Annotated in this window: 13 protein-coding genes; 7 read left to right on the forward strand and 6 right to left on the reverse strand. The window is 65.5% G+C overall.

What is annotated here, in order from left to right:
- Positions 1–69 precede the first annotated feature (69 nt).
- Positions 70–513, forward strand: coding sequence for a PaaI family thioesterase (locus ACODTW_RS01180; protein ID WP_488944034.1), 444 nt, complete (start codon positions 70–72; stop codon positions 511–513).
- On the opposite strand, the gene ACODTW_RS01185 is transcribed toward ACODTW_RS01180, so the two are convergent.
- A complete protein-coding gene (locus ACODTW_RS01185) occupies positions 510–749 on the reverse strand; it encodes a YMGG-like glycine zipper-containing protein (RefSeq protein ID WP_488944035.1) in 240 nt (79 codons plus the stop codon). The two genes, ACODTW_RS01180 and ACODTW_RS01185, sit on opposite strands and share 4 nt — an antisense overlap.
- A gap of 306 nt (positions 750–1055) precedes the next feature.
- Here ACODTW_RS01185 and rplM point away from each other — a divergent pair, with 306 nt between their 5' ends.
- The 3 genes from rplM (at position 1056) to ACODTW_RS01200 (ending at position 3522) form a co-directional block, all read left to right on the forward strand.
- Entirely contained in the window at positions 1056–1520 is a 465-nt protein-coding gene (gene rplM / locus ACODTW_RS01190) for a 50S ribosomal protein L13 (RefSeq protein ID WP_488944036.1), read from the forward strand.
- A gap of 3 nt (positions 1521–1523) precedes the next feature.
- Positions 1524–2009 carry a 30S ribosomal protein S9 gene (gene rpsI / locus ACODTW_RS01195; RefSeq protein WP_488944037.1) on the forward strand — a complete coding sequence of 162 codons (486 nt, stop codon included), beginning with the start codon at positions 1524–1526 and terminating at the stop codon, positions 2007–2009.
- Between the two features lie 172 nt (positions 2010–2181).
- A complete protein-coding gene (locus ACODTW_RS01200) occupies positions 2182–3522 on the forward strand; it encodes a tetratricopeptide repeat protein (RefSeq protein WP_488944038.1) in 1341 nt (446 codons plus the stop codon).
- A gap of 7 nt (positions 3523–3529) precedes the next feature.
- On the opposite strand, the gene ACODTW_RS01205 is transcribed toward ACODTW_RS01200, so the two are convergent.
- Positions 3530–4198: a glutathione S-transferase family protein gene (locus tag ACODTW_RS01205; RefSeq protein ID WP_488944039.1), complete on the reverse strand. Its 669-nt coding sequence runs from the start codon at positions 4196–4198 to the stop codon at positions 3530–3532.
- Positions 4199–4321: 123 nt separating this feature from the next.
- On the opposite strand from ACODTW_RS01205, the gene ACODTW_RS01210 reads away from it, so the two are divergent.
- From ACODTW_RS01210 to ACODTW_RS01220, 3 genes are all read left to right on the forward strand, one after another.
- Positions 4322–5716: a leucyl aminopeptidase family protein gene (locus tag ACODTW_RS01210; RefSeq protein WP_488944040.1), complete on the forward strand. Its 1395-nt coding sequence runs from the start codon at positions 4322–4324 to the stop codon at positions 5714–5716.
- Between the two features lie 108 nt (positions 5717–5824).
- Positions 5825–6271: a MarR family transcriptional regulator gene (locus ACODTW_RS01215; RefSeq protein WP_488944041.1), complete on the forward strand. Its 447-nt coding sequence runs from the start codon at positions 5825–5827 to the stop codon at positions 6269–6271.
- Entirely contained in the window at positions 6268–7122 is an 855-nt protein-coding gene (locus tag ACODTW_RS01220; RefSeq protein WP_488944042.1) for a C40 family peptidase, read from the forward strand. The genes ACODTW_RS01215 and ACODTW_RS01220 overlap by 4 nt, the downstream gene beginning before the upstream one ends.
- 230 nt (positions 7123–7352) lie before the next feature.
- Here the strand turns inward: ACODTW_RS01220 and ACODTW_RS01225 are convergent, their stop codons facing one another.
- The 4 genes from ACODTW_RS01225 to ACODTW_RS01240 form a co-directional block, all read right to left on the reverse strand.
- Positions 7353–9053: a methyl-accepting chemotaxis protein gene (locus ACODTW_RS01225; protein WP_488944043.1), complete on the reverse strand. Its 1701-nt coding sequence runs from the start codon at positions 9051–9053 to the stop codon at positions 7353–7355.
- A 61-nt stretch (positions 9054–9114) separates the two neighbouring features.
- Positions 9115–11106, reverse strand: a complete 1992-nt coding sequence (locus tag ACODTW_RS01230; RefSeq protein ID WP_488944044.1) for a TonB-dependent receptor plug domain-containing protein — start codon at positions 11104–11106, stop codon at positions 9115–9117.
- Positions 11107–11139: 33 nt separating this feature from the next.
- Entirely contained in the window at positions 11140–11622 is a 483-nt protein-coding gene (locus ACODTW_RS01235) for a hypothetical protein (RefSeq protein WP_488944045.1), read from the reverse strand.
- Positions 11623–11932: 310 nt separating this feature from the next.
- Entirely contained in the window at positions 11933–13918 is a 1986-nt protein-coding gene (locus ACODTW_RS01240) for a TonB-dependent receptor plug domain-containing protein (protein WP_488944046.1), read from the reverse strand.
- Between the last annotated feature and the right edge of the window lie 16 nt (positions 13919–13934).

Below are 13934 nucleotides of genomic sequence, written 5' to 3' on the forward strand. Positions count from 1 at the left end.
GGATGCCTTGGGATGGCGGCCGCGGCTAAACTTGCGCGCATGAATAAAACGCTGGGGAGGTATCGACCGATGACACAGGCGACACGGGTTGCGGCCCTGAGCATCGCTGAATTCTGGGATCTGCTGGACGAGCATATGCCGCAGGTGCGGGCCGGCGGCTTTGGCCTGCGGGAAATGTCCTGGGGGCGCTGTGTCATGGAGGTGGCGCCCACACCGCACACGATCCGGGCGGGCGGCACCATTTCCGGGCCCACCATGTTCGCGTTGGCCGATCTGGCGCTCTATGGCGCCGTGCTGAGCCAGATCGGCAATGTGCCGCTGGCCGTGACCAGCAACATGTCCATCCATTTCCTGAAAAAGCCGCCCCTGCGCCCCCTGCTGGGGGAAGCGCGCATCCTGAAGCCGGGCAAGCGGCTGGCCTATGGCGAGGTGCTGATCCATTCCGAGGGAGACCCGGACCCCGTGGCCCATGCCACCGGCACCTATGCCATTCCGGCCGATCGCAACGGTTAGGGTTTGCGCTTCTTCTTGTCCTTGTCGACCTCGTTTACCACGGCGCCGGCACCGGCACCGACCACGGCGCCCAGGGCGGCCTTGCCAAGGGTGCCACCCAGCACGGCCCCGCCCGTGGCCCCGATCAGGGCACCGCTGGCGACCCGTTCCTCCATGCTGCTGCCGCAGCCGGCCAGAAGGCCCGCCATGACCAGCAGGGCGGGGGCGATATGTCGATGGCTGGGATGGGTGGACATCTGATCCTCTTCTCCGGGTTGATCCCTGTCCGCTGAACGGCGGGGATGCCCCGCGCGTTCCTGTGCATATGCCGGATGTCACAGATGCATGTCGCCGGTACGGTGGGACGAAAGCGCATTTGGAGGTGAGAATTTATTCAATGGAATCAAGGGGTTTCTGAGTATGGTATTATAATACCGTTTCGCAGGCCATTGGTGATGCTGCATTTTTCGCTTGCGGTGAAAGGCGGATCGCCGTACATCACACACCGCTTCGGTGCCAGCCCCCCGGCTGGCGCCTTCATCCGTTCAAGCCCGAGTGCTCCGATGAAGACCTTTAACCTGAAGCCGTCCGAGATCGAGAAGAAGTGGATTCTGATCGACGCGGAGGGCGTTGTCCTGGGTCGTCTCGCCAGCCAGATCGCCATGATTCTGCGCGGCAAGACCAAGCCCACCTATACCCCGTTCCTGGATTGCGGTGACAATGTCATCGTCATCAATGCCGAGAAGGTCGCCCTGACCGGCAACAAGCGGAACGACGCCATGTTCTACTGGCACACCGGCTTCCCGGGCGGCATCAAGGGCCGTTCCGCCGGTCAGATCCTGGATGGCCGCTTCCCCGAGCGCGTCATCATCAAGGCCGTCGAGCGCATGATCAAGCGCGGCCCGCTGGGTCGTCGCCAGATGGGCAACCTGCGCGTCTATGCCGGGTCCGAGCACCCGCATGCCGCCCAGGAGCCGATGGTCCTGGATATCGCCGGCAAGAACGCCAAGAACAAGCGGAGCGCCTGATAAATGGCCACGATCAACAGCCTCGCTGACCTGAAGGCCGGCGCTGCCGCCGCCGTCGTCGCCGCCGCCCCGGCCGCTCCGGTTGAGCCGAAGGTCGACGCTTTCGGCCGCGCCTATGCCACCGGCAAGCGCAAGAACGCCGTCGCCCGCGTCTGGGTGAAGCCCGGCACCGGCAAGATCACCGTGAACGGTCGTGAGCTGGCGGTTTATTTCGCCCGCCCCGTGCTGCGCATGATGATCAACCAGCCGTTCCAGGTCACCAGCCGCCTTGAGCAGTTCGACATCGTCGCCACCGTGTCCGGTGGTGGTCTGTCGGGCCAGGCCGGTGCGCTGCGCCACGGCATCTCCAAGGCCCTGACCTACTTCGAGCCGGGCCTGCGTCCGCCGCTGAAGGCCGCCGGCCTGCTGACCCGCGATAGCCGCGTGGTCGAGCGTAAGAAGTACGGTAAGGCCAAGGCCCGCCGCAGCTTCCAGTTCTCCAAGCGCTAATCGCGTTTGGTCCCGGTTCGCCGGGTTTGGTACGGAGAAAGGGCGTTCCCCATCGTGGGAGCGCCCTTTTTCTTTTCCAGGCAGGCGGCGGACGGCCATATTCCTTTGCCCGGTGTCCACCGTTCGTGCCAGCCTTCACCAGGGGGGCGGCCAACCTGGTGCCGAATGTGACATGAGCCTTGACGTGAATGACTGGCAGGCGGAGTTGCGTCGCACCGGCATCCGGCTGCTGCGGAACCCACAGGACCCGGAGGCGCTGTTCGCCCGCGGGGTTGCCGCCCACAATCTGGGGCAATGGGATCTGGCGATCGACTGCCTGACGCACGTCCGGCAGGTGGCGGGCGACCAGCCGGTCATCCTGCGCAACCTGATCCGCAGCCTGCTGATGGCACGCCGGACCGATCAGGCGCTGGATAGAGCGAACGATCTCGTGGCCCAGGCGCCGGACGATCCGGAAAATCTGGCGCTGCTGGGCATGGCGCTGCTGTCCGCCCGCCGGGTGGAGGAGGCGCTGAGCGTTCTTCAGCGCTGCGAAGCCCTGGCCAGCCCGGATGCCCCCTGTTTCGTACCCAACCGCTATAATCAGGCCATTGCCCTGCTGACGCTGGGCCGCTGGCGGGAAGGCTGGGCGTTCTACGAGGCCCGGTGGCGGTTTGCCGATGCCACGTCGCAGCACCTGCGGGAAGCCCTGTCGGTCCTGCCCCGGTGGCAACCGGCGCTGCATGCCGGGGCCGATCTGCTGGTGGGGGCCGAGCAGGGCAGCGGTGACATGATCATGGTCGCCCGTTATCTGCCCGATCTGGCCCGCATGGCACGAACGGTGACCGTCATCGTGCCGGACCGGCTGCGTTCCCTGCTGTCCGCCAGCTTTGCCGCCATCGGCAATCTGCACTTCCAGACGCCGGCGGAGATGCGGGTGGGGGATCACAGCCATCATCTGATGTCCATGTCCATCCCCGGCGTCCTGCAGGTGGCGGCGGACGGGGTGCGCGGCGCGCCCTACCTTTCAGTGGGCGCAGGCACGGGCGGGGCCCGGCGAAAGCCGGCACGGATGGCGGTGGGCTTTTCATGGCTGGGATCGCCGCTGCATCCCGACAATGAATTGCGGTCCCTGCCATCCGATCTGGCCGCTTCATTCATGGCGCGCTTTCCTGAGGTCGATTTTCACGCCGTGGCGCCGACGTCGCAGGTTCCCGCCACCGGCATGCCGCCCAACCTTCACCGGTCGCTGGCCGACAGTGAAGGGTTTGAGCGGTCGGCGGCGCTGATCGCCGAAATGGATCTGGTGATTGCCGTCGACAGTGCCGCCGCCCATCTGGCCGGTGCCATCGGAATGCCGGTCTGGACGCTGCTGCCCTGGCGTTGCGACTGGCGCTGGGGGCTGGGCGAGGGGGAAATGACCGGCTGGTATGATGCCATGCGCCTGATCCGCCAGGAACGACCCGGCGACTGGTCCGGGCCGCTGGAGAAGGCGGCGGCGCGGTTGCGTGCCCTGTTGGAGGCGCGCGCCTGACGGGCGATCACATCCCCTCGAATTCCAGGGTCCAGGGCTCCTTCTCCGCCGCTTCGGCCCAGTCGCGGAAGGCGGGCAGGGCGTAGATGGCATCGATATAGGCGGCCGACACGGGGTCCAGCGCCACGTTCCAGGTGCGCAGGCGCGTGCAGACGGGGGCGAACATGGCGTCAGCGATGCTGAAGGCGCCGAACAGGAACGGGCCGCCCTGACCGAATCGGGCACGGCAATCATTGAAGATGGCCAGCACACGGTCGATATCGGCCTGGGCCGCCGCAACCCGGTCGGGCCGGTCGTAACGGCTGCGCAGATCCATGAACAGGTTCCGGCGCAGATCGGGAAAACCCGAATGCATCTCCGCCGACACCGACCGCGCTACGGCGCGGGCCGCGGCATCGGCCGGCCAGAGATGAGCCGTGGGGAACAGCTCGTTCACATATTCACAGATGGAAAGGCTGTCCCAGACCGTCAGGTCGCCATGGCGCAGGGCCGGCGCCTTGCCCGCCGGATTGTGCGACAACAATGCGGCTTTGGTGTCGGGCTGGCGCAGCCGCACAAGCACCTCCTCGAAGGCGACGCCGGCATGGCGCAGGGCCAGCCAGGGACGCAGCGACCAGGAAGAATAGTTCTTGTTGCCGATCACCAGGCTGAATACAGGGGAATGAGGGCCGGACATGGATGGGCTCTGCTTCACCGTTGCGGAGAGGGGACGGGAAGAGTAGGGCTGTTGGCCGAAGAGCCAAAGCCCGTTTTCGTCCGGGCGACAATGCCATCCATACACTGCTTCGTTGATAGAGGAATGCCGCCCGTGACCGCCTATCTGCTGAACGCCCCCGTGCCCGACGCCGTGCCCGTGACGCTGCTGCGCAAGGCGGATCTGGACAAGTGGCTGGCCGCCGCCCCCGCCGCCATGGCCGCCTGGGTGAAGCGTCTGGGCTTTACGGCAGCCCCCGGCGCCACGGCGCTGGTGGCTGATGCGACGGGTGGTCTGGCGCGCGTGCTGGTCGGCGTGGCGGACAAGATCGACATCTGGACGCTGGCCGGCCTGCCCGGCAGCCTGCCCGCCGGCGCCTATGCACTCGACGGCACGCTGGATTCCGGCACGGCCACGGCGGTGGCCTCGGGCTGGGTGCTGGCCACCTATCAGTTCACCCGCTACAAGAAGTCGAGCAAGGAATTCGCCCGCCTGGTCCTGCCGGCCAATGCCGATGCCGCCGCCGTGGAACGTTTCGCCAAGTCCGCCTTCCTGGTGCGCGATCTGGTGAATACCCCGGCCGAGGATATGGGGCCGGAACAGCTGGCCGACGCCGCCAAGGCCCTGGCCGCCGAATTCGGCGGCGCGGTCCGTGTCATCGTCGGTGACGACCTGCTGACGCAGAATTATCCCACCATCCATGCCGTCGGCCGCGCCGCCACGCGCGCACCCCGCCTGATCGACCTGCGCTGGGGCGACGCCGCCCATCCGCTGGTCACGCTGGTCGGCAAGGGCGTGTGCTTCGACAGCGGCGGGCTGGACATCAAGCCGTCCAGCGGCATGCTGATGATGAAAAAGGACATGGGCGGGGCGGCGCATGCGCTGGGTTTGGCCCGGCTGATCATGGCGGCGAAACTGCCCGTGCGCCTGCGCGTGCTGATCCCGGCCGTGGAAAATGCCATCGCCGGCAATGCCTTCCGGCCCATGGACATCATCACCACCCGCAAGGGCCTGACGGTGGAGATCGGCAATACCGATGCCGAAGGCCGCCTGATCCTGTGCGACGCGCTGGCCGAGGCCGATGACGAGAAGCCGGTGCTGCTGCTGGACTTCGCCACCCTGACGGGCGCGGCGCGCGTGGCCCTGGGGCCGGAACTGCCGGCGCTGTTCAGCAATGACGACACGCTGGCCGGGGACATCCTGGCCGCCGGCACGGCCACCGACGATCCGCTGTGGCGCCTGCCCCTGTGGCAGGGCTACCGGCCGCAGCTGGACAGCAAGATCGCCGACCTGAACAACGCACCGGGCGGCGGCATGGCGGGGGCCATCACGGCCGCCCTTTATCTGGAACAGTTCGTGTCCAAGGAGACGTGCTGGGCCCATGTCGATCTGTTCGCCTGGAACCCGTCGACCCGCCCCGGCCGCCCGGAAGGCGGTGAGGCCATGACCCTGCGCGCCTTCTACAAGGTCATTGCCGACCGTTTTGGTTCGAAACAGTAACAATCCGCACGTTCCCAGCTTGCCGAAGGTTCTAATCTTCGGCAAACTCCGTTCCGCGTCCGGTTGCGATCTTCCGCAATGCCGGCGCGGTGCGGTCGGGGGGCGGGCATGTCACGGAACCTTCAGGCGCTGCAACTATGGCGACGGGCGCTGGTGGCCAGCGTGCGCAAGGACGGGCCGGACCTGTCGGCACGGCAGCTGGCCCTGCTGCTGACCGTCTTCCTGACGCCGCCGCCGCATACGGTACGGGGGCTGGCGGCCACCTTGAACGTATCGAAGCCGGCGATCACGCGGGCGCTGGACCGGCTGGGCCGGCTGGGCTACATCAAGCGCAAGCGCGATCAGGAGGATCGCCGTAACGTGCTGGTGCAGCGGACCGTGAAAGGTTCCGTCTTTTTGATGGAATTCGGTCAGATGGTCATCGACGCGGAAAAGGCGGGCCAGGTCGGTGACGAAGGCGGGACGGTTGCCGATCCCGCCCTGGAAATCAGCACGCCCGCGCCGCCGGTGGTGGCGGACAGCGTGCGAACGGAAACCCTGGCCCCCACGGCATGACTTCTTCCCCGGAAAAACCCGACCCCCGCGTCCATCCCTATCGCGACGATCTGGCCGCCTCTTACCTGCGTGGTCGCGTCGCGGCCGCCCGCTTCATCGATGGCGTCCCCTGCCAGATCCGCAGTGGCTTTGCCGCCGTGAAGGAGGAGCCTTCGTTCGAGGCCCGGCAATCCACCGAACTGCTGTTCGGGGAGACCTTCACCGTTCTGGATGAACGTGACGGCTGGGCCTGGGGCCAGAACGGCACCGACGGTTATGTGGGCTGGTTGCGGGTGGAAGCGCTGGACGCCGACATCACCGTGCCGACGCACAAGGTGTCCGCCCTGCGCAGCTTTCTGCAGCCCGAACCCGACCTGAAGCAGCCCTTCGTCGATCTGCTGTCCTTTGGCGCCCACGTCGTGGTGACAGGGGAGGAAGGCGACTGGCGTCAGATCGATGGCGGCGGCTGGCTGCACAAGCTGCATCTGGCGCCGGTGGCAGAGATGGCGGCGGATTTCGTGGCCGTGGCCGAACGGTTTGTCGGTACGCCCTATCTCTGGGGCGGCCGCACCAGCATCGGCATCGATTGTTCCGGCCTGGTACAGTTGGCCCTGCTGGCGGCAGGACATCATTGCCCGCGCGACAGCGACCAGCAGGCGGCGTTGCTGGGCGACCTGATTTCCAGCGATGGCCAGGGTGTGGCCTTCCAGCGCGGCGATCTGGTGTTCTTCCCCGGCCATGTCGGCATCATGGCGTCGCCCGACAGTCTGCTGCACGCCACGGCATCGCATATGCAGGTCGTGCGCGAACCGCTGGCCGATGTGCTGGCGCGGGCAGGCACCAGGGGCGTGAACGCCGTCCGCCGGCTTTGAGTCCAATCTCGCTTGATCGTGACCGATCAAGCGAGATTTCGTGTTCCCTCAGGCGCCGGGCGCCCGCATCCGCGGGCTTGGCTTGGCGAGCGCACGAGCGCCGGGCCGGCGGGAGCGTGCCTCCAATCTGCCAAAGGTCAAGCCTTCGGCAGATTGGTATGGGGTGGAGCGGCAAGCAAAAAGGCCCCGGTCGTGAGACCGGGGCCTTTTTGTTCACGCCTTGAGCGGCATCAGCCGGCGCGGACCCGCTGCAGGAACCCGTCCACTTCCTGGCGCAGACGGCCGGCGCCGCTGGTCAGGGTGGAGGCGGCCGTGCGCAGGCCCTGGGCGGCTTCGCCCGTACCGGCCGCAATCAGGGCCAGCGACTGCACTTCCGACGCGGCTTCGCGGCTGGCGGTAGAGGCGGACTGCACCGAGCGGGCAATCTCCTGCGTGGCGCGGCGCTGTTCTTCCACGGCTGCGGCCACAGTGGTGCTGACGCTGGACACGTCGCCGATACGCCCGGAAATGTCGGACAGGGCCCCGACCACGGCATTGGCGGCGTCGCGGACGGCACCGATGCGGCCGGCAATCTCTTCCGTGGCCCTGGCCGTCTGGGTGGCCAGACTTTTCACTTCGGAGGCCACGACGGCGAAGCCCTTGCCGGCCTCACCAGCGCGCGCCGCCTCGATCGTGGCATTCAGGGCCAGAAGGTTGGTCTGGCTGGCGATGGCGGAGATCAGATCGACGACATTCTTGATGCCATCGGCTTCCTGGTTCAGCGTGCGGACCAGACTGTCCGAGCGGCCGACGGCACTGGTTGCTTCCCGCGTGCTGCTGGTGACGCCTTCGACCTGACGGGCCACGTCGTTGAAGCTGACGGCCAGTTCCTCGGCGGCACTGGCCACCGATTGCACGCCCTGGTCCGAGCTTTCAGCGGCGCGGGACACATGGTTGGCGGCGGTGCGCCCATCTTCGGCCACCAGACCCAGCCGCTCGCTGTCCGACAGCACCTTCTCCGCCGTTTCACCGACCGCGCGGACCGACGAGAGCACGGTGGCTTCGAAGCTGTCGGCCAGCGCCAGCAGGGCCTTGCGGGCACGGGCGTCGGATTCCTGCTGTTCGATGCGCAGCCGCTGGCCCTCGACCAGGGCGTTCTTGAACGCGGACAGGCCGTCGACCAGACTGTTCAGCTCGTCCTCACGGACCAGACGGGTCGGGTCGACCGTCAGGTCATTGTGGGCGAGGCTGCCCATGGCGGCGGCGATGGTGGTGATACCGCTTTTCACCAGCCGCGCGATGGCGATGGAGATGGCAGAGGCCAGACCCAGGGCCAGCACCAGGCCGATGCCCTGGAACCAGGACGCGGTGCCGGCGGAATGCGCCTGCATTTCCACGGAATTGCGCGCATCGGCCTGGATCCTGGCGGCGGCCTTGTCCAGGGCGGTGACGATCGCCGTGACCTTGGCGTTGAAAGGCAGCACGGCCCCGGCCGCCGTGGCCAGATCGACCTCCAGCATGGTGGAGACGACGTCAACGGCACCGCTGAACTCGCCCAGTTCATTGGCGGCCGACTGGACGGCGCTGCGCAGGGCGGGGTCGGATATGCTGGCCGACACGGCGGTCAGACGCTTGGCCTGTTCCGCAATCTCTGCCTTGACGGTGTCCAGTTCCTTGGTGGCACCTGCCGCCGGGTTGCCACCCGCAACCGACAGGACCGCAAAATAGGCGGAGCCCAGGCTGCCCTTCAGACCGGCGACCAGATTCTGCATTTCGGCCGACCGGGCCAGCTTCTCCTCCACCAGCTCACGGGTGGCCGCGGCCTGGGAGCGCAGCTCGATGATCGCGGTGCCGCCCAGCAGGACCATGGCGAGTGCCACGATGGCCGGACCCGCCATCAGCTTGGCGAACAGAGAAAGACGGTCCAGGCGGGAGAGGAGTGCTGCATACATGGGCTTGATCCCTTATCTCGGGGGCAGTGCCCGGCGGTGAACCGCCGGGCACTGCATCAGCTTAGAAGGACTGCGACAGGGTCGCGTAGAGACGCCGTTCGGTTTCAACCGACGCCGTCGCAGCCGTGGACGAGCGCAGGAAGTCAGCCGCCGTTACACGCACTTCCGTGCCGGTGTTGAACTTGTACGCGACAGTGGCGCTGCCGCTGACGAAGCTGTCGACCTTGGTGGCGATCTGATAGCCCGTCTGCGTGCCGGTACCGGGACGCAGCAGGTAACGGTCGGACTGCCAGGCCAGACCCAGGTCGGCAGACAGCGCGCCATTGGTCCAGTTCAGATCACCGCGCAGCTTATGTTCGGGCGTGCCATCCTCGAACAGGATCGGACGGGTGGCCAGCGCGCCCTTGTTGACCGTCAGCTTGTCGTCGATCTTCGTCCAGCTATAGGACGCGCTGTAGCCGAAGCCGCCGGCAATGGCACCGGCCAGCTCTGCTTCCAGCCCCCAGGAGGAGGAGGAGCCGGCATTGACCATGGTCTGGGCGAGGCTGCCATTGATCAGGATGCGGTCGGCGGTGCCGCCCGTGAAGGTCTTCAGATCCTTCGTGTGCTGGCGATAGCCGGACAGGCTGAAACGGCCGTTGATGGCCTCGATCACATGGTCATAGCCCAATTCGAAGCTGGTGATGCGCGACGGGTCCATATGCGGGTTGCCCAGCGTCGGTATCGCACCGGCCGTGTAGTAGCCACCCAGTTCCAGCAGGCTGGGCAACTGGTTGGCCATGCCGAAGGTGGCACGTACCGTGTCATTGGGCGATGCCTTGTACACCAGGCCGCCATTATAGCTGAACTTGGTCATGTTGCGGTCGAACTCCGACGCGACGCGCGGCGTGGAGGCGGCACCGGAATAATCCAGGCTGAACGCATCGACCCGGACCGCGTTGGTCAGCGAGACGGTGGGGCTGATGGCCCAATCCCACATGGTGGAGGCCGCAAACACATCATAGCCAATGTCGGAACCGGGGGTCGGCCAGCGGCCCATTTCGGCCCGGCGATATTCGCCCGTGACCTTCAGCGTATGGCCCGAGCCGAACTGCACCAGATCGGAGAGCTGTGCCACCGTGGTGGTCACGTCCGAGGCGCCCAGCGCCAGGTAGTTGAAATCCAGCTTGTTACGGTAGGCGGTGAAGTTCACCAGACCGATATCGCCGGCATCGACGCTGACATCCGCCTTGGCGCTTTCAGCGACATACTTGATGGCGAAGTAGGAGTTCGTGGTGGTGTAGTTGGTCTGGTAGGAGAAGCTGCGCGACAGTTCCACACCGACCTGCACATTGTCCGCCACCTGGGCCAGACCGGCGACGGAGACATTGTTGGCCTCCGGATCGGTCAGGCGCGCGCGCTCGGTGGCCGTGATATTGCCCTTGTCGAACTCGTCCATCTTCTTGTAGCCGGCGGACAGCTTCACGCCGACCTTGTCCCCCAGCTTCAGCGTCTTGACCATGTTGGCCTCGCGCTTGTCGCCGGTGCCGCCGCGCAGGGTGGCCGTGCCGACATCATCATAGAGCGGGTTGACGGTGATGATGTTGATCACGCCGGCCACGGCATTGAAGCCATAGATGGCGCCGACCGGGCCCTTGACGATCTCGATCTGCTTGATTTCAGACAATTGCACCGGGATCGTGTTCCACACGACCATGGCGAAATGGTCATTATAGACCTGACGCCCGTTCACCAGCACCAGCAGGCGCGGATAGGAACCCTGGTTGTAGCCGCGCACGGCGACATCGGCGCTGCCTGCACCCCAGCGCAGCAGATCCACGCCGCTATAGCGGTTCAGGATGTCGGGCAGGTTGTCCAGGCCGCTGGACTTGATGTCGGCGGCGGTGATGATGCGCAGGGCTGCCGGCGCGTCTGACGCGACCTGCGGCTTGCCCGTGGCGCTGGTGGTCACCGGCTGGCCGAACGCGTCCTGCAAGGCCGTGTAATTGATCGTCTGGGCATTGGCACCGACGGCGATCAGGGCGGAGGCGCCCAATAGAATCGACTTTTTCATGTTATTCATAACTCCTGCTGGTCTTGCCGCGGCTCAGTGCGCGGTGACGAGCATCTGGAAATTCTTGTCGAAGCTGACGCCGGCCTTGGTCAGGGCGGCGGTGTTGACGTGGTACTTGGCAGCACCCGACGCCTGACGTTCGACAGCCAGGGCGCATTTGCCGGCTTCCATGCAGGCCATGTCGCCGATGATCAGCTGGCCCGCACCGGCCTTGCCCGAAACATCGGCGCCGCCGGTCACAATGATGGCGGCAGCACCGGCGACATCACCGGTCCCGTCGACCACCTTCGCGGTCACATCGGCCCCCAGGGCGGACTTCACCGCATCGCCCGCGGCCGTCTGGCCACCATCGACCACGATCACAACGGGGGTCGGCTTGGCCGGCTTCGGCTGCACGAAATTCAGGGCCTTTACCGCGACGGTGGCCGTCGGGCCGTCCAGCGCCGCGTGGGCGGTGGTGAAGGGTGCCGCGGCCAGCGCCAATGCCCCCACCAGCGCCACTTTACACACCCGCATGTGTCTCTTATGCATCTTGTATCCAGCTCTCACGAGGAAATGCTCTCTTCCCGTGTAAGAGAGCATAGACATGACGTATGTGTCAGGTGGTGGAATATACATCTTAGGGATATGTGTTATTTAATGTCGTCAGCGGATTCTTGTTTTAGCGATGGCGAGTAAAATTCCGATATATCCCAAGGTATATTATTGTGATGTGCAAGAAAGATCGTGTCTGAATATCTTCAGGTTATATCAGGGCGCCGGCCCCGTCCCGAGGACGGGGCCGGCTGTCGGCCCCTCCGGCCCGGCCGGGCCGGAGGGAACCTGATCAGAAGCTCTGCGAGATCGACGCGTAGATGCGCCGTTCCGTCTGCAGAACCGTCGTCGCTTCCGTATTGGAGCGCAGGAAGTCCTGCGCCGTCACGCGCAGTTCCGTACCCGTGCTGAAGCTGTAGGCAACGGTTGCGGTGCCGCTGACATAGCTGTCGACCTTGGTGGGGATGTGGTAGCCGGTCAGCGTGCCGGTGCCCGGACGCAGCAGATACCGGCTGGACTGCCACGCCATGCCGAGATCGGCCGACAGGGCGCCGTCGGTCCAGCCGACATTGCCCTTCAACTGGTGCGTGGGCGTACCGTCCTCATACTTGACGGGACGGGTCGGATAGAGGCCCTGGTTGATGGTCAGGTCGTCGCTGATCGTGGTCCAGGTGTAGGAAGCCGCGTAATTGAAGCCACCGGCGATGGTGCCCTTCACATCGGCTTCGATGCCCCAGGAACTGGACTTGCCGGCATTCACGAAGGTCTGGGTCAGCACGCCATTGACCAGGACGCGGTCGGGCGTGCCGCCCGTCGTCGCCTTGACGTCCTTGGTGATCTGGCGATAGCCGGCGATGCCGATACTGCCATTGATGGCGGCCACGGCGTGATCATAGCCCAGTTCGAAGCTGGTGATCCGCGACGGGTCCAGCTCCGGATTGCCGACCCCGGTGGTGCCGCCATAATAGCCGCCCAGTTCGAACATGGCGGGCAGCTGGTTGGCCAGACCGTAGGTCAGGCGGACCGTATCGTCGGGCGTCGGCTTGTAGACGACACCGCTGTTGAAGCTGGCCTTCGTCATCTTGCGGTCGAATTCCGACACCAGACGCGGCGTCGGCACTTCACCCTTGTATTCCAGGCTGAACGCGTCGATGCGGGCGGCATTGGTCCAGGAGACATTGTCCGACACCTTCCAGTCCCACATCAGTGAACCCGCGAAGATATCGGCGCTGATCCGTCCGCCCGGTCGCGGCCAACGGCCCATTTCGGAACTGCGATATTCACCGGTGACCTTTACCGTATGATCAGAACCGATCTGGATCAGATCGGAGATCTGCGCCACCGTCAGGCGGGCATCGGCCACGCCGAAGCCCCGGTAGTCGAAATCCAGCCAGTTGCGGTAGGTGGTGAAGTTCAGCAGGCCGATATCGCCGGCATCGATGGCCGCATCCAGCTTGGCGGCCTTGGCGATATATTCAATGGCGAAATAGGTGCCGGTGGTGGTGTAATTGTCCTGCAGCGAGTAGCTGCGCGACAGTTCAAATCCCACCTGGATATTGTCGGCCACCTGGGCCAGACCGGACGCCGACACATGGTTGGCTTCCATGTCCGTGATGCGGGCGCGCTCGGCGGTGGTCAGGTTGCCGCGCTGGAACTCGTCGGCCTCCTTGTAGCCCGCCGACAGCTTCAGGCCCAGGCTGTCGCCCAGCTTCAGCGTCTTGACCATGCTGGCTTCACGCTGGTCGTTCATACCCGCGCGGACGGTGGCGTTGCCGGCATCGTCATAGAGCGGGTTGACGGTGATGATGTTGATCACGCCGGCCACGGCATTGAAGCCATAGATGGCGCCGACCGGGCCCTTGACGATTTCGATCTGCTTGATTTCCGCCAGGGTGACCGGGAGCGTGCTCCACACCACCATCGAATAATGGTCATTATAGACCTGGCGGCCGTTGATGCGGACCAGGATGCGCGGATAGTGACCATGATTGTAGCCGCGGATGGCGACGTCGGCGTCGCCAACGCCCCAGCGCAGTACGTCAAGGCCGCTGTAACGGTTCAGGATGTCGGGCAGGTTGTTCAGGCCGCTGGCCTTGATTTCTGCCGCCGAGATGATGCGCAGGGTGGCCGGAGCGTCCGACGCGACCTGCGGCTTGCCCGTGGCGCTGGTGGTCACCGGCTGGCCGAACGCGTCCTGCAAGGCCGTGTAATTGATCGTCTGGGCATTGGCGCTGACGGCGATCAGGGCGGTGGCGCCCAACAGAATCGACTTTTTCATGCTGTTCTTACTCCTG

Source organism: Niveispirillum sp. FG148 (genome assembly GCF_057809655.1).